The 26,489-nt window shown below is 73.4% G+C and carries 21 protein-coding genes and 2 pseudogenes; 13 read left to right on the forward strand and 10 right to left on the reverse strand.

Translation table 11 applies throughout. The features are described 5' to 3' along the window. Window positions 1-37: 37 nt before the first annotated feature. Window positions 38-358, forward strand: coding sequence for a MerR family transcriptional regulator (locus K4S16_RS23360; RefSeq protein WP_149261118.1), 321 nt, complete (start codon window positions 38-40; stop codon window positions 356-358). A 78-nt stretch (window positions 359-436) separates the two neighbouring features. Here the strand turns inward: K4S16_RS23360 and K4S16_RS23365 are convergent. Further along, window positions 437-1,378 (reverse strand): annotated as a pseudogene (locus tag K4S16_RS23365) (RNA polymerase sigma factor); the annotation flags it as partial. Between the two features lie 154 nt (window positions 1,379-1,532). On the opposite strand from K4S16_RS23365, the gene K4S16_RS23370 reads away from it, so the two are divergent. Beyond that, window positions 1,533-2,171, forward strand: a complete 639-nt coding sequence (locus tag K4S16_RS23370) for a TetR/AcrR family transcriptional regulator (RefSeq protein WP_149261119.1) — start codon at window positions 1,533-1,535, stop codon at window positions 2,169-2,171. On the opposite strand, the gene K4S16_RS23375 is transcribed toward K4S16_RS23370, so the two are convergent. The 3 genes from K4S16_RS23375 to K4S16_RS23385 all read right to left on the reverse strand — a co-directional run bounded on the left by K4S16_RS23375 (window position 2,168) and on the right by K4S16_RS23385 (window position 6,860). After that, window positions 2,168-5,548 (reverse strand): pyruvate carboxylase, encoded by a 3,381-nt coding sequence (locus tag K4S16_RS23375; protein WP_149261120.1) that lies wholly within the window; start codon window positions 5,546-5,548, stop codon window positions 2,168-2,170. The two genes, K4S16_RS23370 and K4S16_RS23375, sit on opposite strands and share 4 nt — an antisense overlap. 236 nt (window positions 5,549-5,784) lie before the next feature. Further along, window positions 5,785-6,525: a DUF2812 domain-containing protein gene (locus K4S16_RS23380; protein WP_200842045.1), complete on the reverse strand. Its 741-nt coding sequence runs from the start codon at window positions 6,523-6,525 to the stop codon at window positions 5,785-5,787. Further along, a complete protein-coding gene (locus K4S16_RS23385) occupies window positions 6,522-6,860 on the reverse strand; it encodes a PadR family transcriptional regulator (protein ID WP_149261121.1) in 339 nt (112 codons plus the stop codon). Before K4S16_RS23385 ends, K4S16_RS23380 begins: the two co-directional genes overlap by 4 nt. A gap of 338 nt (window positions 6,861-7,198) precedes the next feature. Here K4S16_RS23385 and K4S16_RS46505 point away from each other — a divergent pair, with 338 nt between their 5' ends. Continuing rightward, window positions 7,199-7,330, forward strand: coding sequence for a hypothetical protein (locus tag K4S16_RS46505; RefSeq protein WP_268843268.1), 132 nt, complete (start codon window positions 7,199-7,201; stop codon window positions 7,328-7,330). Window positions 7,331-7,431: 101 nt separating this feature from the next. Here the strand turns inward: K4S16_RS46505 and K4S16_RS23390 are convergent, their stop codons facing one another. Then, complete coding sequence (locus K4S16_RS23390) at window positions 7,432-8,070, reverse strand: TetR/AcrR family transcriptional regulator (RefSeq protein ID WP_235037001.1); 639 nt, start codon at window positions 8,068-8,070, stop codon at window positions 7,432-7,434. A 156-nt stretch (window positions 8,071-8,226) separates the two neighbouring features. Here K4S16_RS23390 and K4S16_RS45150 point away from each other — a divergent pair, with 156 nt between their 5' ends. Then, a complete protein-coding gene (locus K4S16_RS45150; protein WP_235037002.1) occupies window positions 8,227-10,047 on the forward strand; it encodes a serine/threonine-protein kinase in 1,821 nt (606 codons plus the stop codon). A gap of 130 nt (window positions 10,048-10,177) precedes the next feature. Here K4S16_RS45150 and K4S16_RS23400 read toward each other — a convergent pair whose 3' ends face one another. Both K4S16_RS23400 and K4S16_RS23405 read right to left on the reverse strand, forming a co-directional pair. After that, entirely contained in the window at window positions 10,178-10,432 is a 255-nt protein-coding gene (locus tag K4S16_RS23400; RefSeq protein ID WP_375708342.1) for a DUF397 domain-containing protein, read from the reverse strand. Continuing rightward, window positions 10,429-11,296: pseudogene (locus K4S16_RS23405) on the reverse strand (helix-turn-helix domain-containing protein). Before K4S16_RS23405 ends, K4S16_RS23400 begins: the two are co-directional and overlap by 4 nt. A gap of 225 nt (window positions 11,297-11,521) precedes the next feature. Here K4S16_RS23405 and K4S16_RS23410 point away from each other — a divergent pair. The 7 genes from K4S16_RS23410 (at window position 11,522) to K4S16_RS23440 (ending at window position 19,642) form a co-directional block, all read left to right on the forward strand. Continuing rightward, complete coding sequence (locus tag K4S16_RS23410; protein WP_235037003.1) at window positions 11,522-12,139, forward strand: ATP-binding protein; 618 nt, start codon at window positions 11,522-11,524, stop codon at window positions 12,137-12,139. Window positions 12,140-12,258: 119 nt separating this feature from the next. After that, window positions 12,259-12,615 carry an STAS domain-containing protein gene (locus K4S16_RS23415; RefSeq protein ID WP_149261123.1) on the forward strand — a complete coding sequence of 119 codons (357 nt, stop codon included), beginning with the start codon at window positions 12,259-12,261 and terminating at the stop codon, window positions 12,613-12,615. Between the two features lie 143 nt (window positions 12,616-12,758). Beyond that, on the forward strand, window positions 12,759-14,015 hold the full coding sequence (locus K4S16_RS23420; protein WP_149261124.1) for a pitrilysin family protein: 1,257 nt from the start codon (window positions 12,759-12,761) through the stop codon (window positions 14,013-14,015). Beyond that, window positions 14,012-15,376, forward strand: a complete 1,365-nt coding sequence (locus K4S16_RS23425; RefSeq protein ID WP_149261125.1) for a pitrilysin family protein — start codon at window positions 14,012-14,014, stop codon at window positions 15,374-15,376. Before K4S16_RS23420 ends, K4S16_RS23425 begins: the two co-directional genes overlap by 4 nt. A gap of 467 nt (window positions 15,377-15,843) precedes the next feature. After that, window positions 15,844-17,547 carry a sporulation protein gene (locus K4S16_RS23430; protein ID WP_149261126.1) on the forward strand — a complete coding sequence of 568 codons (1,704 nt, stop codon included), beginning with the start codon at window positions 15,844-15,846 and terminating at the stop codon, window positions 17,545-17,547. A gap of 180 nt (window positions 17,548-17,727) precedes the next feature. Next, window positions 17,728-18,153 (forward strand): VOC family protein, encoded by a 426-nt coding sequence (locus K4S16_RS23435; protein WP_200842068.1) that lies wholly within the window; start codon window positions 17,728-17,730, stop codon window positions 18,151-18,153. A gap of 610 nt (window positions 18,154-18,763) precedes the next feature. Beyond that, window positions 18,764-19,642 carry a hypothetical protein gene (locus K4S16_RS23440; protein ID WP_149261128.1) on the forward strand — a complete coding sequence of 293 codons (879 nt, stop codon included), beginning with the start codon at window positions 18,764-18,766 and terminating at the stop codon, window positions 19,640-19,642. Here K4S16_RS23440 and K4S16_RS46510 read toward each other — a convergent pair whose 3' ends face one another. The 3 genes from K4S16_RS46510 to K4S16_RS23460 form a co-directional block, all read right to left on the reverse strand. After that, on the reverse strand, window positions 19,643-20,911 hold the full coding sequence (locus tag K4S16_RS46510) for a hypothetical protein (RefSeq protein ID WP_160161005.1): 1,269 nt from the start codon (window positions 20,909-20,911) through the stop codon (window positions 19,643-19,645). It abuts the gene before it with no gap. Window positions 20,912-20,950: 39 nt separating this feature from the next. Further along, window positions 20,951-21,823, reverse strand: coding sequence for a hypothetical protein (locus K4S16_RS23455; protein ID WP_149261131.1), 873 nt, complete (start codon window positions 21,821-21,823; stop codon window positions 20,951-20,953). A gap of 129 nt (window positions 21,824-21,952) precedes the next feature. Then, a complete protein-coding gene (locus tag K4S16_RS23460) occupies window positions 21,953-24,358 on the reverse strand; it encodes a SpoIIE family protein phosphatase (protein WP_149261132.1) in 2,406 nt (801 codons plus the stop codon). A 176-nt stretch (window positions 24,359-24,534) separates the two neighbouring features. Here K4S16_RS23460 and K4S16_RS45860 point away from each other — a divergent pair, with 176 nt between their 5' ends. Together K4S16_RS45860 and K4S16_RS23475 are read left to right on the forward strand one after the other, a co-directional pair. Continuing rightward, window positions 24,535-25,278 carry a TetR/AcrR family transcriptional regulator gene (locus tag K4S16_RS45860; RefSeq protein ID WP_235037004.1) on the forward strand — a complete coding sequence of 248 codons (744 nt, stop codon included), beginning with the start codon at window positions 24,535-24,537 and terminating at the stop codon, window positions 25,276-25,278. A 460-nt stretch (window positions 25,279-25,738) separates the two neighbouring features. Further along, a complete protein-coding gene (locus tag K4S16_RS23475; RefSeq protein ID WP_149261133.1) occupies window positions 25,739-26,344 on the forward strand; it encodes a sigma-70 family RNA polymerase sigma factor in 606 nt (201 codons plus the stop codon). The last annotated feature ends 145 nt before the right edge of the window (window positions 26,345-26,489 follow it).

Below are 26,489 nucleotides of genomic sequence, written 5' to 3' on the forward strand. Positions count from 1 at the left end.
GTCCGCCGGGACGGCATCGGCGACAAGGAGGCCCCCCATGAACCTGCCGATCGACGACGAGCACGCCGCGCTGTTCACGGTGGGACAGGTCGCGCAGATGCTGGACGTGCAGCAGGCGTTCCTGCGCCGCATCGACGACCACAGGGTCGTCTCCCCCCGGCGCTCCGCCGGCGGCCAGCGCCGCTACAGCCGCCACGAGATCGGCCGCATCCAGGAGGTCGTGTCGATGATGGGCGAGGGCATGACGCTGCCCGCAATCCGGCGCATCTTCGAACTCCAGCACGAGGTGGCCGAGCTGACCCGGGAGCGCGACGAACTCGCCCGGCGGCTGGCCGGAGGCTCGGGACCCGCGACCTGACGCCCGCGGGCGGGCACGCCGGAGGAGGGCCGCGGCCCTCCTCCGGCGGAGCCGGCGCCTCCGTGAGAGCGCCGGCGGTCAGCTCAGCAGGTCGGCGAGGGTCTCGCGGCGGGACGGGTGGCGCAGCTTGTGCATGCCCTTGGACTCGATCTGCCGGATGCGCTCGCGCGTCACCCCGTAGACCTTGCCGACCTCCTCCAGGGTCTTGGGCTCGCCGCCCGACAGTCCGAACCGCAGCGAGATGACCCCGGCCTCGCGCTCGGTGAGCGTCTCCAGGACGGCGTCGAGCCGCCCGCGCAGCATCGAGGACGCGACGACGTCGGCGGGGTCGCCGCCCTCGGGGTCCTCGATGACGTCGGCGAGCTCGCCGTCGCCGTCCTCGCCGAGCGGGGTGTGCAGGGACAGCGGCTCGCGGGCCTGGCGCCGCAGCCACTCGACCTTCTCGGGGGTCACGTCCAGCTCGACGGCCAGCTCGCGCGAGGTCGGCTCGCGGCCGAGGTCCTGCATCATCCGCCGCCGGACCCGCGTCATCCGGTTGAGCACCTCGACGACGTGCACGGGGATGCGGATGGTGCGGCTCTGGTCGGCCAGCGCGCGGCTGATCGCCTGCTTGATCCACCAGACGGCGTAGGTGGAGAACTTCAGGCCACGGCGGTACTCGAACTTCTCCACGGCGCGGATCAGCCCGAGGTTGCCCTCCTGCACGAGGTCGTTCAGCGGGAGGCCGTGGCCCATGTAGCGCTTGGCGAGCGACACGACGAGGCGCAGGTTCGCCTCGACCATGTGCTCCTTGGCGCGGGCCCCGTCGGCGGCGATCCACTCCAGGTCCTGCTTGTCCTGGAGGCTCAGCTCGTCGCCCAGGGTCCTGAGGCGCTCTCGTGCGAACAGGCCGGCCTCGATGCGCTTGGCCAGGTCGACCTCCTGCTCGGCGGTGAGCAGCGCGGTGCGCCCGATGCGGGACAGGTAGTCCTTCATCGGGTCGACGAGGTTCACGGTGGAGCGGGGGGATGCGCTCGGCGCGTGGCTGGCGTTCAGGGCTGTGTCCTTTACGTCCGGCGGCCGGGAGGGAACGGTCACCCGGTCTCGGTACCCGTCCGGCCCGTCGGCCAAACTTAGAGACGACCTAAATATATATCTAGCACGAACTTAGGTCGGACTATGAAAGGATGGCCGCATGGGACTGCGGGAGATGAAGAAGCAGCAGACGCGCCAGAACATCTCGAACCAGGCGACCCGGCTGTTCCTGCGGCACGGCTTCGACCGGGTGACGATCGCCGACGTGGCGGCGGCGGCGCAGGTGGCGAAGATGACGGTCACCAACTACTTCCCCCGCAAGGAGGACCTGGCCCTCGACCTGCACGAGGTGTTCGTGGGCCTGCCCGCGCGCACGGTCGCCGAGCGGGCCCCCGGCGAGTCGGCGCTGGCCGCGCTGCGCCGCGCCTTCCTGGCGGCCGTCGAGCGGCACGACGCCGTGATCGGCTTCTCCGGCCCCGACTTCGCCCGCATGATCACCGAGAGCCCGGCGCTGGTGGCGCGGCTCCGCGAGTTCCACGAGGAGCGCGAGGACGCCCTCGCCGCCGTCCTCGCCGAGGAGACCGGCGCGGCCCCGGACGACGTCCTCCCGCGCCTCGCCGCCGCGCAGTTCATCGGCGTCCACCGCGTGCTGTTCCAGGAGGTCCTGCGCCGCAGCGTCGCGGGCGAGACCCACGAAGAGATCGAGGCGGCCCTCGCGGAGTCCGCGAGGACCGCCTTCGACCTGCTGGAACCGTCCCTGGGCGCCTACGCGACCCGCCCGGGGCGAGCGGAGCCTTAGGCGCCGTCCTGGATGACCAGGAGGAGGTCGCCGGCCTGGACGGGCGTCGCCTCCGGGACGGCCAGGCGGGCGACCGTGCCCGCGACCGGGGCGGTGATCGCGGCCTCCATCTTCATGGCCTCGATCGTGGCGACCACGTCTCCCGCGGCGACCTCGTCCCCCTTGGCCACCCGCAGCGTCACCGAGCCGTCGAACGGGGCGGCGACGTGGCCGGGCTCGCCGGGGTCGGCGCGCTCGACCGGCGGCGCGTCCGACTTGACGGACTTGTCGCGGACGGAGAGCGTCCGGAGCTGGCCGTTCACCGTGCAGATGACCTGCCGGACGCCCGCCTCGTCGACGTCGCCGACGGCCTCCAGGCCGGCCAGGACGCGGACGCCGGGTTCGAGGTCGAACGCCACCTCGTGCCCCGCGCGGAGCCCGTAGAGGAACGGGCCGGTCGGCAGGACCGAGAGGTCGCCGTAGGCGGCGCGGGCTTCGCGGTAGTCCTTCGCCGGGCCGGGGAAGAGCAGGCGGTCGAGCGTGTCGCGGACCTCTGGGCCCGCCAGTGCCTTCTCTTCGGCGCCGTCCAGCTCGGCCCGTGCGGGCGTGTACTGGCGTCCTGCGAGGGCCTTGGTGCGGAAGGGCTCGGGCCAGCCGCCGGGCGGGTCGCCCAGTTCGCCGTTCAGGAACCCGATGACGCTGTCGGGGATGTCGTAGCGGTCCGGGTTCTCGGCGAAGTCGTCCGGGTCGGCGCCCGCCGCGACGAGGTGCAGGGCCAGGTCGCCCACGACCTTGCTGGACGGGGTGACCTTCACGAGCCGTCCGAGGATGGCGTCCGCGGCCGCGTAGAGGCGCTCGATCTCCTCGAAGCGGTCGCCGAGGCCGAGGGCGACGGCCTGCTGCCGCAGGTTGGACAGCTGCCCGCCCGGGATCTCGTGCCGGTAGACGCGCCCGGTCGGCGACGGCAGCCCCATCTCGAACGGCGCGTAGAGCTTCCGGACGGCCTCCCAGTACGGCTCCATGACGGTCAGCGCGTCCAGGTCGATCCCGGTGGCGTGCTCGGTGAAGTCGGTCGCGGCCACGATCGCCTGGAGCGGCGGCTGGCTCGTGGTGCCCGACAGCGGCGCGGCGGCGCCGTCCACGGCGTCGACGCCCGCTTCGATGGCGGCGATGTAGGTGCCGATCTGCCCGCCGGCGGTGTCGTGGGTGTGCAGGTGGACCGGCAGGTCGAACCGCTCGCGGAGCGCCTTGACGAGCGTGCGCGCGGCGGGCGCCCGGAGCAGGCCGGCCATGTCCTTGATGCAGAGGATGTGGACCCCCGCCTGGACGAGTTCCTCCGCCAGGCGCAGGTAGTAGTCGAGTGTGTAGAGCCGCTCGTCCGGGGAGGACAGGTCGCCGGTGTAGCAGAGGGTGCCCTCCACAAGCGCGTGGGTCTGGAGGGCGGCGTCGATGGCCGGGCGCATACGCTCGACGTCGTTCAGGGCGTCGAACACGCGGAAGATGTCGACTCCCGTACTGGCCGCCTCCTTGACGAAGGCCCGAGCCACCGAGTCGGGGTACGGCGTGTAGCCGACCGTGTTGCGGCCGCGCAGGAGCATCTGGATGCACAGGTTGGGCGCGGCCTCGCGGATCGCGGCCAGCCTGTCCCAGGGCGACTCGCCCAAGAACCGGAGCGCGACGTCGTACGTGGCCCCGCCCCATGCCTCGATGGAGAGGAGCTGCGGCGTCATCCGGGCCAGGTAGGGCGCGGCCGCCAGCAGGTCATAGGTGCGTACTCGCGTGGCGAGCAGCGACTGGTGCGCGTCGCGGAACGTCGTGTCGGTGACGGCCAGGGCGTTCTGGTTGCGGAGTTGCTCGGCGAACGCGCGCGCGCCGAGCGCCAGCAGCCGGTCGCGCGAACCCTCCGGGAACGGGCCGTCGAGGTCCGGCGGCGGCAGCTTCGTCGCCGGGTCGAGGTCGGTGGGCGCGTCGCCGTGCGGCCTGTTGACCGTGACGTCCGCCAGGTACCGGACGAGCCGCGTCGCGCGGTCGCCGCTGGAGCGGGCCGTGAGCAGCTCGGGGTGGTCGGCGATGTAGGACGTGGTGACGCCGCCCGCGCGGAAGTCGGGCTCGTCCAGCAGCGCCTGGAGGAACGGGATGTTGGACGCGACGCCCCGGATGCGGAACTCGGCGACGGCCCGGCGCGCCCGGCGCACCGCGTCCTCGAACGTCCGGCCGCGGCACGTCAGCTTCACCAGCAGCGAGTCGAAGTGCGGGGACACGATCGCGCCGCCGTAGGCCGTCCCGGTGTCGAGCCGCACCCCGGCGCCGCCCGGCGACCGGTACGCCGAGATCTTGCCGGTGTCGGGGCGGAAGCCGTTCGCCGGGTCCTCGGTGGTGATGCGGCACTGCACGGCGAACCCGCTCACGCTGACCTCGTCCTGCGCGATGCCGAGGTCGGCGAGCGTCTCGCCGCCCGCGATGCGCAGCTGGCTCTGCACCAGGTCGACGCCCGTGACCTCCTCGGTGACGGTGTGCTCCACCTGGATGCGGGGGTTCATCTCGATGAAGACGTGCTCGCCGCGGGCGTCCACGAGGAACTCGACCGTTCCCGCGTTCTCGTAGCCGATCTCTTGGGCGAACTTCACGGCGTCCTCGCAGAGCCGCTGCGTCACCTCTGGGTCCAGCCTGGGCGCGGGCGCGATCTCGACGACCTTCTGGTGGCGGCGCTGCACCGAGCAGTCGCGCTCGCGCAGGTGGACGATGTGCCCGGCGCCGTCCGCGAGGACCTGCACCTCGATGTGGCGGGGCCGGTCCACCGCCTGCTCCAGGAACACCGTGGGGTCGCCGAACGCGCTCTCGGCCTCGCGGCGCGCCGTGTCCACGGCGGCCTCCAGCTCCTCGCGGTGGTCGACGCGGCGCAGCCCGCGCCCGCCGCCGCCCGCCGCGGCCTTCACGAACAGGGGGAACCCGACCTCGTCGGCCGCCTCCAGCTCCCGGCCCGGCTCGGGCGTCGCCGAGCGCAGCACCGGCAGGCCCGCGCGCCGCGCCGCCGCGACCGCCTCGATCTTGTTGCCCGCCAGGCTCAGCACCCGGGACGGCGGGCCGACGAACTTGATCCCGTTGCGCTCGCAGGCCGCCGCGAGCTCGGGGCTCTCCGACAGGAACCCGTAGCCGGGGTAGACGGCGTCGGCGCCCACCCGCAGCGCCGTCTCCACGATCCCGTCCACGTCCAGGTAGGCGCGGACGGGGTGCCCGTGCTCCCCGATCTCGTACGCCTCGTCCGCCTTCTGCCGGTGCAGGGACAGGCGGTCCTCGTGCGCGTACACGGCGACGCTGGCGATGCCGAGTTCGTAGGCCGCGCGGAAGGCGCGGACGGCGATCTCGCCACGATTGGCGACGAGCAGCTTTCTGATCACGTGTGTCTCCCAGGAGAGGCTCGGGGCGCGTCCGGCCGCGCCCGGCGGTCTCCTGGACTCCACGCTGAGCCGCTCATGGCGGGGGCGACCCGCGGGCGAGCCGAATCCTGGGATACCTACCCAGTTGAGCGGTTCGGATGGCCGCCTCGGGAGAACAAAGTGACGGATGATGCGCTTCGTGAAAAGGGAGGAAAGTTTCGCCCACCGGGGCGCGTGCACCCCGTCGCGGGCCTTCCTCAGGAGGCGCGACGGCGGCGGTCGAGCCAGACGCGGGCCGCGACCAGGGCCATGACGATCAGTGCGCCGACGAGGAAGCCGGTGAGGAAGCCGGTGTGCGAGTCGTCCGGGGCGAGGACGATCCAGGCGACGCAGACGGCGGCCAGGAAGGCGCCGTAGCAGGCGATGAAGACATAGAAGCGCCTGCTCCAGAAGTTGCGGCCGGACGGCGTCACCGGGACCTCGCGGAGTTCCGCCTCCGGGCCGAGAATGGCCGCCTTGGGCCGCTTGAAGTACTCGAAGCAGATCCAGGTGCCGCAGGGCTCCCAGCCGTCAGGCGCGAGACGGTCGACGACGGCCTTGCGGCGCCCCGGCAGAACGGTCTCGCGGTGGTACTCCCAGCGCTGCGGGTCGTCCGGGGCGCGGTGGCTCACGAAGCGGCCCGTGCTGTCGACCCTTTCCACCTCCCAGCCCTCGTCGCCGTAGCGGTTGAGGACCTCACGCTCATGGAAGGCGTCGGCCCTCCACTTCCACGTTTCGCCCTCGTCCGGCGGGACGGGGCCGCCGCGGACGTCGACCGGCGCCTCGTCCGGGGCGACCTGGGGGGCGAACTCTTCGGGCGTGCCGAACTCCTGCACCGGGTCGGTGCCGGCCTCGGCCACGAACGCGGCGAGGTCGTCGACGGTGCGGGAGACCTCATCCTCGGGGAGGCCGCGGGCGCGCAGCCGTTCCGCCAGTTCGTCGAAGTAGGGGTTGTTCATCGGCCGGCTCCCTGGGTGAGCATCTTCCGCACGGACTCGTCGAACTCGAGCCACAGGCCGCTCTGCTCGGCGAGCGTCGCGCGGCCTTCGTCTGTGAGGTGGTAGTAGCGGCGGCCGGGGCCGCGGTCGGCGGCGCGGAACTCCGCGGACACCAGCCCGGCCTCTTCCAGGCGGTTGAGGACCGGGTACAGAGTGCCGCCCTTGATCTGCCCGAGGCCCGCGCCGGCGAGCGTCTTGGCGATCTCGTAGCCGTAGCTCTCGCCGCCGGTGAGGCTCGCGAGGACCAGCAGGTCGAGGACGCCCTTGAGCCAGCTCGCGCGGCGATCGGCGGGCACGCCGGTCACCCTCCGGAGCGGGCGGGCGGGCGGCCGTGCCGAGCCGCGGCGGACGGGATCTCCAAGGTCGTCTCCCCTGACTGGTTTGTACTGTGAGCTAAACCGTATGGCAATCTAGTTAGTAATACAACCTAGGTAGGTGACACGAGTCCGGTGTGCCGGGGCCGCATCCGGACACCGCTAAACGGAACGATCACTCGGAATAGCCGGAAGGATCTTGCGGTTGCAACTACCGTGCGAGATCCCGCCAGCCGGGTAGCACCCATGTCCACGACCCATGGAGGTGAACCGTGCCGAGCAGCATTCCCCGCACCCGTTCCACCGGTGAACGCAAACACGTGAAGACGACGTCTCTGCGCGCCCTCGCGGTCGCAGCGCAACTCGAACGCAACCACGCCCCGGAGGGCCCACCGGGCAAGGCGGAAGGCCGGGTGGACTCCCGCCGCCGGCGGACGCCCGACCCGGCCTGACACACCCGAACGCCCGGCCGCACCTCCGGTCCGGCATGAGAAGGCCCCCGCACCCGCGGGGGCCTTCGCGTTCTCCGGGCCGGCTTTCTCCGGCCCGACCGCTAGGTGCGGGCCATGTCGAAGAACTTGTGGACGGTGGCGCGGGTGCGCTCCGTCCCCACGCTCTCCACCATCGCGGTCAGGTGCTCCGCGCCGAGGACGGCCAGCAGCGCGTGCGCGGCGGCCTCGCCGTCCGGGACGGCGTCACCGCACTGGTCGAGCAGGATCGTCAGGTGGCGGTGCCAGAAGCCGTAGGCGCCGATCCGGTACCTGGCCCCCGGCGAAGCGGTCTCGGACATGCGCACCAGCGCCAGATGGTCGAGCGCGTAGTCCAGGTAGGCGTCGGCGAAGGCGTGCAGACGCTCGGACGGCGCTACGGCCGTGCCGCCCTCACCCGGCCCCAGAGGAGCGGGACCGGACAGGATCGCGTCCTGGAGCTCGCGCTCGCGTTCGTTCAGGAGCGCCACGGCGAGGCCCGCCTTGTCGCCGAATCTGCGGAAGAGCGTGCCCTTGCCGACGCCCGCCTCGGCGGCGACGGCGTCCATCGAGACCGCCTCGACACCGTGCCGGGCGAAGAGCGCCGCGGCGGCGTCCAGCACCTTCGCGCGGTTGCGCGCGGCGTCGGCGCGCTCCTTGGGCGGCGGCGTCCGCATCAGTTCCAGGTCGACGCGCCTCGCACCGGCCGGGCGACGGTCCATCATCGCCTCCTCCCCCGTGGATACAACCGGACTATAGTCCAATTATACGGTCGCGGCCACCGGCGCTAGATCATCCGCTTTGCCGACCGCATACCATCGTTGGGCCCTAGTCTTGCGGAACGGTCCTGGGGCGCGGTGTGACAACGGGGAGCGAGTGGTGTGACGGACAGGACGATGCCGGATGCCCATCCACTGCGGTCGGGAGACCCGGTCGAGCTGGGCGGATACGAGATCGTGGGCCGCCTCGGCGAGGGCGGGCAGGGCGCGGTCTTCCTGGGGCGTCCGCGGGGCGGGGAGGGCGCGCCCCGCGCCGCCGACCACGTCGCGATCAAGCTGCTGCACGGCGGGCTCGCCGGGGACGAGTCCGCCCGCGCGCGCTTCGTCCGCGAGCTGGAGGTCGCCAAGCGCGTCGCGCGCTTCTGCACCGCGCAGGTCCTGGACGCCGACGTCGCGGGCGACCAGCCCTACATCGTCAGCGAGTACGTGCCCGGCCTGTCGCTGCACCACGTCGTGCGGACGGAGGGCCCGCGGACGGGCGGCGCCCTGGAGCGGCTCGCGGTGAGCACCCTGACCGCGCTCACGGCGATCCACCAGGCCGGCATCGTGCACCGCGACTTCAAGCCGCACAACGTCATGATGGGCCCGGACGGGCCCCGCGTCATCGACTTCGGCGTGGCGCGCGCGCTGGGCGCCGCGGGCGAGACGCAGAACGTCGGCACTCCCGCCTACATGGCCCCTGAGCACTTCACCGGCGGCGAGGTGGGCCCCGCGGCCGACATGTTCGCCTGGGGAACGACGATGGCGTTCGCCGCCACGGGACGTCCCGCGTTCGGCAACGACGAGATGGCCACGGTCATGCACCGGATCCTCACCGGCGAGCCGGATCTGGGCGACCTGCCGAGCCCGATGCGCGAACTCGTCCTCGCGTGCCTGGCCAAGGAGCCCGCGCAGCGGCCGACCGCCCGCGAGGCCCAGGAGCGGCTGGTCGGCGCGGCCAGCGGCACGTCCTCGGCCGGGTCCGCCGTGCCGCCGCTGCCGGCCTTCCCCGGGCTTCCCGCCGAGATCCCCAGCCCGCAGTACGCGTCCGCGCCGCCCAACTCGACGGACCCGCACGCCGCCCCGTCCGTCATGGCCGGTGCGCTGCTGCCGCCCGACCACGTCACGGACCCCTCCGGTGTCCGGCACAGGACGGCTCCGCAGCCGCATCCCTTCGGCGAGGCGACACCGCCGCCGAACGGCCACGGCGCTCCCGGAACGCCGCCGCCGGTTCCGCCCGGCCCGCCCGGCGGCCCCGGGTCGAACGGCAGGGGGCGCGGACGGCTCCTCGTGCCGATCGCCGCGGCGGTGGCGGTCGCGGCGGTCATCGCGGGCGGCGCCGCATGGGCCACGACAAGGCCCGACGGCGACAAGGGGCAGTCCGTATCGGCGTCCGACCGGAACCAGGGCGCACAGGGCGACTCCGGGTCCGCGAACGGTGCCGGTGGTGACGCCCAGAGACCGACGAAGACGAAACCCGGGCAGCCGAAGCCCGGCCAGAGCGGCGACCCTGCGAACCCGAACGCGTCCACGAAACCGGGTTCGCCGAGGCAGCCCGGTGGCGCGACCCCCACGAGGGGCACCGGCGGTGGCGGCTCGACGCCCACCAAGGAGCCGCCGAACAAGTACACCCCGCAGGCCGCGTGCAACAGCGGCGGCAAGGGAAGCGGGTACTACGTGCTGCGCTCCATGAGCGTGTCCGGCGGCGTCGCCTACCTGCTGTACAGCAACTCGTCCACCTACAACTGCGCCGTCACCATCAAGTCGACGCACGTCGGCACCAAGTCGCCGGTGTCCGCCTGGATCCAGAAGAAGGGCGGCGGCGTCATCGCCGACAGCGGCTCCTTCGCCTGGTACGCGGGACCGGTGTACGTGAAGGCGCCCGGGACCTGCGTCCGCTTCGGTGGGAACGGCCGTACCGCTCCCTACGGCAACTGCGGCTGACGTTCAGGCCCGCAGGGTCCCCTCGCCTCGGAGATGAACAAGGCCACCCTCGCGCCTGGGTGGCCTCTGTAGCGTGCGGGCGGTCGGGTCGACGGTCGGCTGCGCCGGTGCCGACCCGGCCACTCTCGGTTCAGTTGTGGGAGGCGATGAGATGGTCGAAGTCGCCGTCCTTGGCACCAAGGATCAACGCTTCTATCTCGGGGCGGGTGTAGATGAGGGCCGGGCCCTCGGGATGGCGGGAGTTGCGCATCGCGACCTGCCCACCGGGCAGTTCGGCGATTTCCACACAGTTCCCCTGGGAGTTGCTTCGCCGGGACTTGAGCCATCGCGCTCCGAGGAGCTCGGCGGCCGGCATCCCGTTGTCGTAATCGGTCTGGAGCATCATGTCTCTCTGAGAAGATCACCGAGAAGCTCGACGGTGCGCTCCGGGGTCGCACTGTCGACACACAGGCGTTCCATCGCCTGGAGATAGGTGTCGACATCGTCGCGCTTGTCCAGGTACATCGCGCCGGTGAGGTTCTCGACGTAAACCACGTCCGGCAGATCCTGCTCGGGAAAGCGCAGGATCGTGAAGGCGCCCCCCTCGGCCGCGTGGCCTCCGAACCTGAACGGCATGATCTGGATGGTGACGTTGGGCAGTTTCGACATCTCGATGAGGTGCTCGAACTGGCCCCGCATCACCTCAGGTCCGCCGATGGGGCGCCGCAGCGCCCCCTCGTCCACCACGGCCCACAGGCGCGGCGCGTCCGGGCCCGTGAGGCGCTCCTGACGTTGCAGGCGCAGTTCCACTCGCTGGTCGATCTCGTGTTCGGCGGCCCCGGCGTTGCCCAGGCGGATCACCGCACGCGCGTACCCCTCCGACTGCAGCAGTCCCGGGACGAACTGCAGTTCATACGTGCGGATCAGCGCCGCCGACTCCTCCAGGCCCACATAGGTCTGGAACCAGCCGGGCAACACGTCGTTGTACCGGTGCCACCAACCGGGGGTGTTGGCCTCCCGCGCAAGCTGTAGCAGCGCCTCGCGTTCCGTCTTGTCGCTGACGCCGTACAACGTGAGCAGGTCGTCCACGTCTCGCTCTTTGAAGCTGACCCTGCCGAGCTCGAGGCGGCTGATCTTCGACTCCGACGCACGGATGACGTAGCCGGCGTCCTGACGGGTCACGCCCCTTCTGCTCGCGCAGACGGCGAAGCTGCGACCCGAGCAGGATCCGACGGACCGTCGACCCGCTTCCCGGCGTCTCTGGAGTCACGCCCAACCTCCCGGCTATTCGGCGGACAGCGAACCTAGTGTGCCACTGGCCTCAGCGTCCTGCGGTTACCTCCGATCTTCCGCGCGCATCCGCGTCGCCCCGCACCCTCACAACGCGGATGCACGTGCATTGGGCCTTGCATTCGCACGCTACGATGCGCAGGATAACGCACGAGACTTCCGAGCCACGGCTGCACAACGAGATCACTCTGCGGGGTCCGGTGGAATGACGTCACGCCACGCGCACGACGACACGCGGTGGGAGCTCGGCCCTCTCGCGGGGCCGGACGACCCACAGGCCCACGCTGGGCGCTCGACGGAGGTCCCGGAGTCCTTCGACCTGCCGCCCCGCCTGGACAAGGCCGTCACGGCGCTGACGGAACTGCGGGGGTCCACGGTCTCGTTCACCGTGCAGCCTGATCCGGAATCGGTCACCGAGGCCCGGCACTTCGCCATCTCCAGGCTGGCCGAGTGGAGCCTGTCCGAGCTCTCCGACGACGTCGGCCTCGTCGTCTCCGAACTCGTCACGAACGCGCTGCGGCACAGCGGCGGGACGGCCGGCGGGTGGCCGGGCGACGACGTGCACCGCGAGGGCGTGTACGACGACCCGGCCGACCCGCTCGGCTCCGCGCCGTCCGCCATCCGGCTGCGGCTCGGGCACGAGGCGCCGTGGCTGCTCTGCGGGATCATGGACGCGAGCCGGTCGGCCCCCCGCCGCAAGGAACCCGACTACATCGCCGAGACCGGCCGCGGCCTGCATCTCGTCGAGTCGTTCAGCGTCCGGTGGGGGTGGCGGGCCCTCCCCCATGGGAAGGTCGTTTGGGCCCTCTTCCGGTCCCCTTGACGAGCGCGACCGGATCGGCGGGCGTAACGGCGCGCGACCGGGGTAACAATTGAGTTCCCCCTGCGAGGGCCTAGAACTTCTCTAGGGCTTGACAAGACGCGGGACAGAGAGGAGCACCGGTGGACTTCGCCGTCGAGCATCGCGTCGAGAAGGGCCTCACGGTCGTGAAGATCAGCGGTGAGATCGACGTCTTCACCAGCCCCCGGCTGCGCGAGGCCCTGCTCGACATCATCGACAACGGCGGCGCGCACCTGGTCATCGACCTCGGCGAGGTGACCTTCCTGGACTCCACGGGGCTCGGTGTGCTCGTCGGCATCTACCACCGGCTCCGCGCGCGGGACGGCTCGATGTCGTTCATGGGCGTCAACGACCGGGTGCGGCGGGTCTTCCACGTCACCCAGCTCACCAAGATCTTCGTCCTGCACCGCTCCCTGGAGGACGCCATCGCGGCCCACGAGGCCGCCGCGTCCTCCTGAAGCTCCGCACGGTTGTCCACAGTTTCCGTCGGCGCGCCCCGCGTCGGGCGCACCCGGTACGGTGAGACCGAGATCAAGCCCGCCGCCTGGGGTCCCCCCGACGCGCGGTGCTGTCCGGCCCATCGAACGGACGGGAGCCCTCCGTGGCAGAACAGCCGCTGCATGAGCACACGCTCGGCAATGGCCTGCGCGTGGTGGTCTGCGAAGACCACGTCGTACCTCTGGCCGCCGTGAACATCTGGTACGGGGTGGGCTCGCGGCACGAGCGGGCCGGCCGCACCGGGCTCGCCCACCTCTTCGAGCACCTGATGTTCCAGGGCTCGGCGAACGTGGCCGAGGGCGAGCACGCCGCACTGCTGGAGAGCGCCGGCGCCGCGTTCAACGCCAGCACGTCCTTCGAGCGCACGAACTACTACGAGACGGTGCCGGTCAGCCACCTGGAGCTCGCGCTCTGGCTGGAGGCCGACCGCATGGGCACGCTCCCCGCCGCGCTGACCCAGGCCAACCTCGACAACCAGCGCGACGTGGTGAAGAACGAGCGGCGCCAGCGCTACGACAACCAGCCCTACGGAACGGCCTTCGAGCGGCTGTGCGCGCTGACGTTCCCGGAGAGCCACCCCTACGCGCACACCCCGATCGGCTCCATGGAGGACCTGGACGCCACCACCCTCGACGACTGCACCGACTTCTTCGCCACCTGGTACGCGCCGGGCAACGCCGTCCTGTCCGTCGTGGGCGACGTCGACCCCGCGAAGACCCTGGAGGCCGTCGAGCGCTACTTCGGCGGCATCCCGGCCGGTCCGGCCAGGCCCGCCGCGCGCCCCGGCGAGCTCGGGCCGCTGAGCGGCGTCCGCGGCGAGTCGCTCGACGAGGAGGTCCCCTCCCCCGCCTACTTCGCGATGTTCACGCTGCCCACCGACGGCGGCGACGACATCGAGGCCGCCGAGCTCGCGGTCGAGATCCTCGGCGGCGGCTCCGGCTCCCGCCTCTACGACCGGATGGTGCGGCGCGACCAGATCGCCACCGAGGTGTGGGCCGGGGTCACGCGGCTCGCGTCCGGCCCGTCCCTGGCGATCGTGGACGCCGTCGGCCCCGAGCCCGAGAAGATCGCCGCCGTGCTGGACGAGGAGCTCGAACGCTTCGCCGCGCAGGGCCCCGACGACGACGAGACCGCCCGCGCCACCGCCCAGGCCGAGCGCGGCTTCCTGGAGCAGACCGAGACGGTGACGGGCCTCGCCAACGCGCTGTCGCAGAACGCGACGCAGTTCGGCGACCCGGCCCGGGTCTTCACCGCCCCCGGCCGCGCCGCCGCGGTCACCGGAGACGCGATCAAGGAGATGGCCGGCCGCTGGCTGGCCCCGGGCGCCCGCACCGCCCTGACCTACGGAGGCACCTCGTGAGCAGCGGCCTTGCACTGCAGCCCCGTCCCGTCCCCGGGCCCGTCCCGGCCTGGACGTTCCCGGCCGGCACGGCGGGCCGCGTCCCGGCCGGCCCGGCCACGCTCCGCTGCGACCTGCCCGGCCGCCGGCTCGCCGCGGTCCGCCTCGTCCTGCACGCGGGAGCGGGCCGCGAGCCGGCCGGCCTGGACGGCGTCGCCACGCTGGCCTCCCGCGCCCTGCTGGAGGGCACCGAGCCCGGCGGCGGCACCGCGCTGACCGCCGCGTTCGAGCGGCTCGGCGCCAGCCTCTACGCGCACGCCGACCTGACCGCGCTCCGCGTCGCCCTCGACGTCCCGACCTCCCGCCTCGGCGATGCCCTGGAGCTGTTCTCCTCGGTGGTGCGGCGCCCGGCGCTCGACGACGCCGACGTGCGCCGCCTCGTCCGCGAGCGCCTGGAAGAGATCGCCCAGGACGACGCCGACCCCGGCACCCGCGCCATGCGCGAACTGCGCTCGGTCATCTTCCCGGCGCAGGCCAGGGCCTCCCGCCCGACGGGCGGCGGCCGCGAGTCGGTAGGCGCGCTGCAGGGCTCGCACGTCCGCGACTTCTACGGTTCCGTGGTCCCCGCGGAGGCGACCGCGGTCGTCGCCGGCGACCTGTCCGGCACCGACGCCGAAGGCGCCCTCACCGCCGCCCTGGAGGGCTGGGCGGGGACGGGCGGGCCGCTCCCGACCGCCGACCGGATCATGCCCGAGTCCGCGGCCCGGATCGTCGTCGTCGACCGGCCCGGCTCCGTGCAGACCTACCTCAGCTTCGGGCACGGCGTCCCCGACCGCTCCCACCACGACTGGCCGTCCCTGATGGTCGCCTCGCACGTCCTCGGCGGCGGGCTCACGTCCCGCCTCAACGCGGTCCTGCGCGAGGAGAAGGGCTACACCTACGGCATGCGCGCCGGCCTGCTCCGGATGCGGCACTGCGGCCTGTTCATCGCCCAGGGCGCCGTCCACACCGAGGTCACCGCCGACGCCGTCGCCGACGCGCTGACGGAGCTGCGCGGCGTCGTGTCCCGCGGCATCGACGCCGAGGAGCACGGCTCGTCCGTCCGCGCCCTCGCCGACCGCGCCCCGGCCGAGTACGAGACGGCCCGCGCCGTGGCCGCCGAGCTGGCCGACGTGTCCGCCAACGGCCTGGGCGCCGACTACCCGAGCGCCTACCTGGCCGCGGTGCGCGCCTCCACCCCCGACGGGGTGGCCCGCGCCTACCGCAAGCACATCGACCCCGAGGCCCTCACAGTCATCGCCGTAGGCGACGCCGCCCAGATCCGCGAACCCCTGGAGAAGCTCGGCTACGCCACTGTGACCGTCACCCCCAAGGAGGACTGACCCCACGCGCGCGCCGATGGGGTGTCGGCGCGGGCGGTGAGGTAGCGGTCGAGGACGACTTTGCCGAGATGGCCGGTGGAGCCGGTGATGGAGGTTCCTGGCGGCGTAGTCGTCCAGGAGGAACCGGACGTCGGCGACGGAGAGGTACTGGAGGTCGTAGGCACCCCAGGCTTTCTGCTCGCCCGGCACGTGGTGAGGGCGGCCACGACGGCCGCGCTGGGTGCCTGCCCCTGCGCGCCCGGGCCGGGGCCGCGAAGGGCGAGGACGTGCGCGGCGACCTCACCGGAGACGCCGGGCGCACCGCTCGGGGCCGATGGGCGGTTGGGACGGGAAAATCCGGGTTGGCGCCGGAGCGGGTGAACCGGTGGCATGGTTGAGGGTGTCTAAGGTGCTGTGCGCGCGGTCCGGGCCGCGCGTGCGGTGTGCGCGGGGCATGTCGCCTCGCGGGCGGGAGAGGGGAACGGCCGGTGTCCTACGGGCAGATGGCGGGCGGCGGGCCGTCCGTCGACACGATCCTGGCTGAGCCGAACTGCAAGCCCGGCGGGGTCGTGGCGGGCAAGGTGCATCTGCGCGGCGGGGCCGGACCCGCGGAGATCCGGCAGGTGACGCTGGCGCTGATGCCGCGCATGCAGCACCACGGGGGCGAGACGGCGGGGCCCGAGGTCTACCGGGGCGCCCTCACCAGGGGGTTCCGGCTGGACGCGGGCGGGCAGCGCGACCTGGCGTTCTCCATCCCGCTGCCGTACGAGCTGCCGTTCACGACCGTCCTCGGCCACGAGCTTCCCGGCTTCACCATCGGGATGTGCACCGAGATCGACGTCGCGGGGCAGCCCGACCCCGGCGACATCGACCCGATCTCGGTGGAGCCGCTGGAGTCCCAGCAGTGGGTGCTCGCCTCGATCGCCCGGCTCGGCTTCCAGATCACGAACGTGACGTTCGAGTCGTCCAAGCTGCGGGGCGTCTCCCAGCAGCTGCCGTTCCACCAGGAGATCCACCTCAACCCGCCGCAGTCCTTCCAGGGACGGATCGACAAGGTCGGGCTGAGCTTCGTCGCCAGCCCGCGCGCCATGGCCTTCGTGCTGCGCGCCGAGGACCGCGACACCCCGCAGGACGAGTCGTTCGGGGTCTTCCAGGTGGCGCACGGCGAGGCGGCCGAGACCGACTGGAACGCCAAGATCAGCCAGTGGCTGGAGGCCGCGGCCGCGCTGCCGCGGTCGTCCCGGCCAGGCTCGTCGGCCCAGGGCGGCGCCATGCAGCAGGCGCCGCTGCCGCCGCCCGGCGGCCCCTCGACGTTCCCGCCGCCCCCGCCGTCCCCGGCACAGCCCGCGGCGTCCTACGGCGGGCCAGGCGAATACGGATCGCACGGCAACGCCCAGTTCCCGCCTCCGGCACCGGCGCCCGGGCAGCAACCGGCACCGATGGCCGGTTCCGGTTACGCACCGAGCCCGTCTGCCATGCCCCCGGCACCCGGACACGGCTTCCCCCCGCCCGCGCATTCCCCAATGCCCGGCCACGGAATGCCATCCCACGCCGCACCTCCGGTCCCCCATGGCGCACCGCCCCCCGGAGCTCCGCCGCACGGCGCACCGGCACACGGGGCACCGCCGCACGGGGCGCCGCCGCCTCCCGCGCCACCACACGGAATGCCGTCACAGGGGGCGCCGCCGCACGGAATGCCTTCCCACGGGACGCCGTCCCATGGGGCGCCGCCTCCGGCACCGCCGGGGCCCGCGCCGTACCCGCCGCCGGCGCACGGCGGGCCGCCGCCGCCCGCGCCGCCCGGGCCCGCGCCGTACCCGGCCCACGGGCAGCCGCCGCCGGTGCACGTCCATCACGCTCCGCCCGGCTACCACGGGCATCGCCACCTCGGTCACGGCGCCGCCGCGGCCGGCCTGGTCGGCGGCGCCGCCGCGGCCGGGATCGCCGGCGGCATGGCCTTCGGCGCCGTGGACGCGGCCGGCTACGCGCAGAACGTCGCGGGCTACGTCGCCGGCGCCCCCGTGGACGCCTTCGGCAACGCCCTCGCCGGGTACGCGGGCAACGTCGCCGGCAACATGATCGCGGACGCGGCCGGCGGCGTGGCCGGAGACATCGCGGGCGACGTGGCAGGCGAACTGGCCGGCGGCGCCGCCGAGATCCTAGGCGGCCTCCTAGGCGGCCTCTTCGGCTGACCGCGAGCAATTCCGACGCGGCGGTGTGGGCTGGTCCCGCGTGATGGGGGCCAGGGGCGGGTCTCCAAAACTCGCCATGGTCCGGGTGTCGAGAATGTGGTGTCGGCTCCGTCCCAGGTACACCAGCGGCCAGGATTGGCCGCGCGACGGTGAAGGAGAACCACTATGGCGATTCAGCGGATGGACAACGTCGGCATCGTCGTCGATGACCTGGAGGCCGCCATCGCGTTCTTCGTGGAACTCGGCATGGAAGTGGAGGTCAAGGCGCCGATCGAAGGCCTTTGGGCGGACCGCACCGTCGGGCTCGACGGGCTCCGCAGCGAGATCGCGATGATGCGGATCCCGGACGGCCACGGCAAGCTGGAACTGACGAAGTACCACGCCCCCGCGCCGGTCGGCGGCGGGGCGCAGAACCCGCCGCCCAACACGCTGGGCCTGCACCGTGTCATGTTCGCCGTCGACGACATCGACGACACCATCGCCCGGCTGCGCACCCACGGCGCCGAACTCCTCGGCGAAGTGGCACGGTTCGAGGACAGTTACCGGCTCTGCTACCTCCGCGGCCCCGAAGGAATCATCGTCGCCTTGGCCGAGCAACTCGGCTGACCCCCGCCCAACCCGGCGGACCCGATGGACCCAGCGGACCCGGCGGACCCGGCGGCATGACCCGGCCGCCGCTCGCCATACCGGGCCCCGCGTGCGGCGACCGCCGGCCTGCTTGAGCGTGAGGCAGCGCCAGGTCGTGCGCGGCGGACCCCGGCAGACCAGGCGGGCGCAGCGAACTCGGCCGACCCCGGTCGGCTCGGCGGACCCGGCGGAGCAGGCCCGGCCGACGCGGTGGACGCGGCTGCATCACCCGGCCGTCGCTCGCCGTGCCGGGTCCCGCGTTCGGGGACGGTCGGGCGGGTTGGGGGTGAGGGGGTGTCGGGGCGTGGGCGGGGGTGGCCTCCGGCGGGGGCGCGACCGGGCTTCTTGGATGGCTTCCCGCCGCTGGCGGCCCGTGGGTACGCGTGAGGAAAGGTGGGGTGGCGGCTTTTGCTAGGGGGCGGCCGGGATTTTGGTTCTGGGCGTTGTTCGGGTGATCTTGGGGGGTAGCCGGGGGGACGGTGGGGTAAAGGAAAAAGGGGCGTTTCGGACGGGATCCGCTGCGCACTCGGCCAATCCGGCCGGGGGTGGTTATCGTCGTGAGCGCGCAGCCTGCTTCCCGAGGAGTCACATGACCACCGTGATCCTGGTTCTGCTCTGCCTCGCGATCGCCGGGCGCGAGCTCTACCTGGCGTCCGACAAGCGGTTGCCGCAAGCCCAGGCGGAATTGCGGAACCTGCGGAAACAGCTGACCGAGCTCGCGCGGGACCACGACGTGCTCAAACGGGTGGTCGACGAGGCGACCGAGCCGGTCGGCATTCCGATCCCGCCGCCGCAGGCCGAGGCGCCCTCCGACATCGAGGAACGGCTGGAGTCCGTCAACGGGCGGGTGGAGCGGCTGGAGAAGCAGTTCGGCGACCTGTCCGACGAGCTGGCGGGCGTCGACCTCGACCGCGACTCGCACCGCGCGCTGGCGCGGACGCTCGACGCGGTGGAGCAGGACGTCCAGGAGCTGCACCGCGAGATGCTCGACCGGCTCGACCGGGAAGAGGGCGTGGTCACCGGGGTGCTGCTGAGCGAGGAGGGCGAGAGCGAGGCGCTGCTCGCGGAGGCCTACGAGCAGTGCGCCGCCGAGTGCGGGCTGCGCATCCGGGTGCGCGACCAGCGGTCGGCGCAGGCCACCGGCACCTACTGGGGCACCGTCTACCGGATGTCCGGGCGGCGTCCCGACGTCCTGGCCGAGGACCTGTTCTCCTACGTGCGCGGCCTGTTCGACCCGAAGGACGGCGCCGCGGTGACGGTGCTGCTCACCGAGCTGGCCTCGCTGCGCGGCGGCGGCGTCGCGCGGTTCGGGTCGTTCGCCGTGGTCAGCACGCAGAGCGCGGTGCTCTGCGGCGTGCTGCCGGACGAGGGCGAGCCGCCGACCGAGCCGTGGCGGCTCGTCGAGCACATCCGCGAGCTGCCCGCCGACCGGCAGCGCGACCTCACCTGGCTGCGTTCGGACGAGTGATCAGGGGCGGACGAACCGGGGCGCCCCGTCCGTCCGGTCCACCCTGAACGCCAGCAGGCACCGCGGGACCCGCGCCGCGTCGATCTGGAGGCACAGCCCCAGCCCGAGGTCCGGGTCGACGACGACCACGCGCCGCAGGGCCCGCAGCGCGCGCCGCGCCCGGATCCGCGTCTCGGGGCGGCCCGCCTCGCGCACCGTGCCCGTGACGACCCGCCCCGCGTAGCGCCAGAGCGCCACCGAGTCGAGCACGCGCACGCCCGCCGACGTCAGGTTCGCGACGATCACAACGCCGCTGTCGTCGTCCTCGGACGGGGACGGGGACGGCAGCGCGCCCTCCCCCGGCAGGTCGCGCGGCGCCCGCGGGCCGCCGACCGCGCGGTGGTAGCGCAGCGGGTCCAGCGTGTCGATCACGAACGCCCCCGCGTACGGCCTGGAGGCGCGCGGCGGGCGCGTCAGCCCGGGCGCCGGGGGCCACACCGCCCGCACGCCCAGGCGGGCGCTGAGGTCGAGCACGATGCCGGCGTCGTCCAACCACGCCGGAACACCGAGCTTGGCCGCGGCCGTCCGGTCGAGGGCGTCCATGGTCTGCCACAGCTCGTCGGTGCGGCGGGAGAGCGTCGACGCCATCCCGAGGCCGGGGAACGCGCTCTCCAGCACGGCCAGCGTCGCCCGCCACGTGGGGCTGCCCGCGAACTCCGCCACGAACGCGTCCGCCAGGGCCCTGCGCCGCTCGGGGTCGGCCATGGGCCCGGGCCGCTGCGGCGGTTCCCACTGCTGGACGGGGATGTCCGGCGCGGTCACCGAGGGCGGCTCGGCGGAGAGCCCCTTCCCCGGCAGGAACGGCTCGTCGTCACTTCGCGCGTGCCGCCCCGTGGGGGCGGGCCCGGGCTCCTGGGGCGTCCAGGACTCGCCCGGCGAGGTCTCACCCAGGCCGAAACCGGGAGGCGTGTCGCGCGGTGTCCACAGCGGGTCGTCATGGGGCGCCGGTGTCTCGGCGGGCGGCGGGGCCGGGGGCGGCACCGCCGGCGCGTGGGGGGTCCAGGGCTCGTTCGCGGGTTCCGGCGGCGGCTGGACGGGGACCCAGTCGGACGGCGGCTCCGCCGGCTCCTCCGGGGCCGGGTCCGGGGCGGGCTCCGGGGCGATCCGCTTGCCCGCCACGTGGACGTCTTCGGGGTAGGGGCCTGGACGGGGTGCGGGCTCGGGGCCGGCCTCCTCGGGTCCGGGGTCTTCGGGCTGAGGGGTGCGACGGTCGCGCGGGCCGAATCTCACGATGTCGATCCTGCGCCGAGATCAAGATCATCGGCAAGCTCATCCGGGACCGAACAGCGCGGTGCACAGGGATCGGAGGCGGTCCGGGCCGTCCTCGGCGGGCAGCACGGTGAGGACGGGGTCCGGGGACGGGTCGTGGCGCAGCCGCACCTCCACCTCGCGCCGCGCGGGCTCGTCGGCGCCCTGAGCGGCGGCGATGTCCCGCAGGCCCACGGAGACGACCTCGGGGACCTCGACGACGAGGGGCTGCTCGCCGGCGGGGAGCTCGTCCAGCCAGAGGTCGAGCACGTGGTGGGCGAGACCGTTCAGCAGGCGGCCCCAGGGTTCGAGGAGGCTCGGCGGGACGTCCTCGGTCTGGAGCTCGGGGAGGCCGAACCTGGCGAGCCCCTTGGTGGTGATGTACGCGCCGTCACGGCCGGTGGTGTGCGGGAGGAGCATCCAGTCGGTGAGCCGGACGGCGCCGTCCGGCCCCGGAAGGGAGCGGAACAGCCGGTCCCGCGTGAGGACCTGCGGCGTGAAGACGTCGACCACCGGGGCGGACGCGGCGGCGCCGACCGCGCCCGCGACGGCGCGGGCGGCCCACTCGTGCGCGGGCGGGTGCCCCGGCCGGTACGCGGCGCGGACGGCGAGGACGTGCGCCGCAGCGGCGACGGTATCCACCTCGGACGGCGCGCCGCCGTACGCGGCGAGCAAGTCGGCGGGCAGCGGCGGGAAGTCTTCCGCCGGGCGCTGGTCGAGGGTGAGCATGGGGCTGCCGAGCATGCCGAGGACGAGGTCGCGCAGGGGCGGCGAGGTGCGCCGCGCCACCTCCTCCAGGGCGAGCGCCGCCGGGTCGCGGATCGGCTCGGCGAGCGCCACGGCATAGGTGCCGTAGAGCGTCTCGGGTACCGGCAGCGTCAGCTTCTCACCCAAATCGTCCCCCGGTGGGCCTCGACGAACGGCGACACCTTCGATCAGAACGAAGCGGACGTTGGAAAGTATCTGGCGCGAACGGGACACTTACCTCCCAAACCCGCGACCCGCTCCCTTGGGGTGGCGGCTTCAGCGGGGTGGGACTCGTTGTTCGAACCAGACGACCTTGCCGCCCTCGGTGCGGTGGGTGCCCCAGCGGGTGGAGAGGTGGCCGACGAGTTGGAGGCCGCGGCCGGACTCGTCGGTGGCGTCGGTGTGGCGCAGGTGGGGCATGTCGGCGCCGTCGTCGTGGACCTCGCAGAGCAGCGTGCGTCCCTTGATCAGCCGGAGGCCGACCGACCCGGCGCCGTGGACGAGGGCGTTGGTGACGAGTTCGCTGACGAGCAGGCGGGCGGTGTCGGCGAGGTCGTCCAGGCCCCAGCCGGCGAGCCGGACGCCGACCTGCGCGCGGATCCACGGGACGCTGCCGGGCACGGGTTCGAGCTCCCAGGTGACGACGTCGTCGAGGGGGATGCCGTCGAACCCGACCGCGACGATGGCGATGTCGTCGGCGGGGGTGGGGGCGGCGAGGCCGTCGAGCAGGTCGTCGCAGGTGCGGTCGAGGTCGCCGGACGCCTCGGCCAGCCGGGCGCGCAGCTCCTCCAGGCCCGCGTCGATGTCGCGGTCGCGGCGTTCCAGGAGGCCGTCGGTGCACAGCACGAGCTGGGACCCGTCCTCGACCTTGAACTCCGTCGTCTCGAACGGCTCGCCGCCGACGCCGACGGGCACGCCGGGCGGGACGGGCAGCACGCGGCTCTCCCCGTCCGCCGCGACGAGGACGGGCGGGACGTGCCCGGCGTTGGCGACCGTGCACCGCCGCTCGACCGGGTCGTAGACGGCGAACAGGCAGGTGGCGAGGTAGTCCTCGCCGAGGCGGCGGGCGAGGCCGTCGAGCTGGCGCAGCACCCGGTCGGGCCGCATGTCCTCGGCGGCGAGGGTGCGGACGGCGGTGCGCAGCTGGCCCATGATCGCGGCGGAGGTGAGGCCGTGCCCCATCACGTCGCCGACGACGAGGCCGAGCCGGCAGCCGGGCAGCGGGATGGCGTCGAACCAGTCGCCGCCGACCTGCGCGGCCTGCCCGGCGGGCCGGTAGCGGTAGCGGACGCGCGCCCCGGCGACGTCGGGCGGGTCGTCGGGGAGCATGCTGCGCTGCAGCTCCTCGGCGACCTGGACCTCGCGCCGGTACAGCCGCCCGTTGTCGACGCAGAGCGCGGCGCGCCGGGCGAGCTCGTCGACCATGGCGAGGTCGAGCTGGTCGAACGCGTGCCGGTCCTTCTTGCGGAGCAGCATGAACGTGCCGAGCACCCGGCCCCGCGCGATCAGCGGGACGACCAGCAGCGCGCGCCCGGCGAACAGTGGCCGCGGGTCGCCGGCGCCGAACGCTGCGGCGAGCCGGGCGGCCTGCCCCTCGTCGACGCGCGGGATGTGCACGGGCCGCCCGGTGCGCATGGCCTGGACGAACGGGGTGCAGGACGGCAGGGAGAGCGGCTCGTCCTCGGGGACGGCGTCGTCCCAGCGGCCGGGCTCGTCGTTGTGCGCGACGGCGACGCGGCGCATGGGCGTGGTCTCGTCGACCTCGTCCGCGGGCGGCGCGGAGTCGGCGACGACGCTTTCGAGCAGTTCGACGGCGGCGAAGTCGGCGAGCCGCGGCACGAGGACCTCGGCGAGCGTCCGGGCTGCCTGCAGGTGGTCGAGCGAGCTGCCGATCTGCTCGCCGGCCGCGCCGAGGAAGGCGAGCGGCTCCATCGCGTGGGGGAAGCCCCGCCGGGCGCGCGGCGGGAGGGCCGCCGGCGTGCGCGGCGCCGGCCGGGGCAGCGGGACGGTCGGCGCGGCGGCCGGGGCGGTCCTGGTCTGCGGGACGAGGGGCAGCCGGAGGGTCAGGCCCAGCGACACCGCCGGGCAGCCGAGGGCGAGCACCTGCGAGGCAATCGTCCCGAACTCGGCCGGGTCGAGCGCGGGCAGCAGTTCGGCGAGGCGGTCGGCGAACGGGGCCGCGAACGGGTCGGGCCCGTCAGGGGACGGGCCGGCGAGCGTCGGCTCGACCCGCAGCAGCCGGACGGTGGCCGGGCGGCGGGCGGCGCCGTCGGACGGGCCGGGCCCGGCGGGCGGGGCGAGCAGCAGGTCGCCGACGGTGATGCCGATCCCGTCGCGGCGCAGGCTGCGCAGGTCGGCGGCGAGCGCGAGGACCCTGACGCCGTGGTCGCCCGGGGCCCCGTCGATGGGGTAGACCCACCAGCCGATCTCGGCCGGCTCCCCGTTGTCGGCGCGGGGCAGGGTGCAGGCGCCGCACCAGACGTGCCCGAAGGCCTCCGGCTCGAAGGCGCCGCGGTGCTCGCGGGGCAGCCGGAGGAGATCGCCGGGCGGGCGGCCGAGGGCCTGCGGCCGCGCGGCGCCGAACAGGTCGGCGGCGATATCGTCCCAGTGGCTGATGCGGCCGCGGTCGTTCACCATCACGGCCGTCATCCTCGTGACGCCCAGCAGATCCGCGATCACCATGCGGCCCCCCTCCCCCGAGCGGACGCCGCTCGAAGCTGCCCGGCAACACGCGGTAAGGGCGAAGCTACATGGTGTGAGGGCGGTTCGCTCGGGAACGGCGGAAAACCTCCGGGTGAGCACTCACTCATTCGGTGCCGGCGTGCTAACGTCCACCGGGAAGGCGAGGTGGGACGCGGTTGGCGGCACGGACGGAGCCGATGCGGGAGCGGATCCTGGCGGCGGCGGTCACGGTGATCCAGGCGCGCGGCATCACGGCCGCGACGACCAAGGAGATCGCGCGGACCGCGGGCGTGTCCGAGGGCAGCCTCTACAACCACTTCGCGAACAAGACGGCGCTGTTCGCGGCGGCCCTGGCCGAGGTGACCGGGACGGCGCGCGCCGCGATGGCGGGGCTGCTCGGGTCCGTCGGGCAGGACACGGTGGAGGAGAACCTCACCCGCCTGGCGACCGAGATGGTCCGCTTCTACGGCGAGCTGCTGCCGATGACCGGGCCCGTCCTGGCCGATCCGGAGCTGATCGCCTGGCTGCGGGACAACGGCCCCGTGAAGGCGCAGCAGGAGGCCGCCGCCAAGGCGCGGGCCCGGACCAGGGCCCCCCGGAACGGCGAGCCGCCGCCTCCCGGAGCGCCCGGCGGTCCTCCGGCGGGGCCGCCCGGCGGGCCGACGGCGGGTCCGGTGATGGGCCACGCCGCCCTCATCGGGTACCTGGAGGCCGAGCGGAAGGCCGGGCGGCTGGCGGATGGCGCGCCTCTCCCGTTCATCGCCGCGGCGCTGCTGGGAGGCTGCCAGCAGCACGCCTTCCTGACCCGGCTGGCGGGCCCGGAGACGGTCGCGGCGGGCGCCGGGCTCCCGGCCGCTCCGGAGGAGTTCGCCGCCGCGCTGGTCGAGGCCGTCCTGGCGGGCCACCTCGCCGCCTCCTGACCGGAAGCAGGCATGACGAACCATCGCCCTAGAGGCCGCTTTTACCCAGCGGACGGCTGCGCGCCCCGCGCGGTGCGCCCAGGACCGACGGGTCCGGCTCTATACCGGGTGATCAGACCGCTTCGTCCAACTCGCCGCCCGGTGTGATGGACGCCACGTCAGACATGGCAACCTTTTGGCCCGTTCCATGCGTCTTACATGGCAGGAAGACCCACCGGCGGATGGGAAGCGCCCGAAGGGCACGCCCGCGACGTCCCGGGAACGGGGTCGCTCTGGCATCGCCGAAGCGCGCCGAACCCTCGGTCCACCCTCCATGCGAGGCCGAGGCATCACCGAACCCGCCGGGAACGGTGGCACGTACCACTTGACGGGGGGCGGTCAGTCCGCCCGGTCCGCGCGTGCCCCCGACCACGCGCCATGCAACCGGCCCTTCACCGGGGCACTACCACGGGGAGCGACGATGACCGCTGTCACCACGCCCGTCCACCGCAACGCCAAGGGCGACAACGGCCGCGACGCCGACGGCACCGCCACTGAGCGCCGCTACGAGCGCGACGTCCTGCCGCTTGCCGACCCGCTCTACATGAGCGCCGTCCGCATGACCCGCAACAGCGCCGACGCCGAGGACCTCGTCCAGGAGACCCTGGCCAAGGCCTACGTGAACTTCCACCAGTTCCAGGAAGGCACGAACCTCAAGGCGTGGCTGCACCGCATCCTCACCAACAACTTCATCAACACCTACCGCAAGAAGCAGCGCGAGCCCCAGCGCGCCGGCTCCGAGGAGCTGGAGGAGTGGCAGCTCGCGCAGGCCGAGGCGCACGCGTCCGGCTTCCGGTCCGCCGAGTCCGAGGCCCTCGACCGCATCCCCGACTCCGAGGTGGTCGCCGCCCTGCGCGCCCTCCCCAAGGACTTCCGGGACGCCGTCTACCTCGCTGACGTCGAGGGCTACCCCTACAAGGAGATCGCCGACATGATGGGCACCCCCATCGGCACCGTCATGTCCCGCCTCCACCGCGGCCGCAAGCAGCTCCGCGCCTCCCTCTCAGAGCACGTCCTCGCCGCGTAGTAGGCGCCTTTCTCCTCCTTCGGGCCTGGCGGCCCTTGCTGTGCTTATTGCAGTGCTCTCCTCCTTCGGGCCTGGCGGCCCTCCATCGTCGGGCACTGCGGGCGATCGCTGGCATCGCTCCGGCTCGCCTTGGCGGCTCGCTGCG

This window comes from Actinomadura sp. K4S16 (assembly GCF_008327685.1).
GTDB lineage: Bacteria > Actinomycetota > Actinomycetes > Streptosporangiales > Streptosporangiaceae > Spirillospora.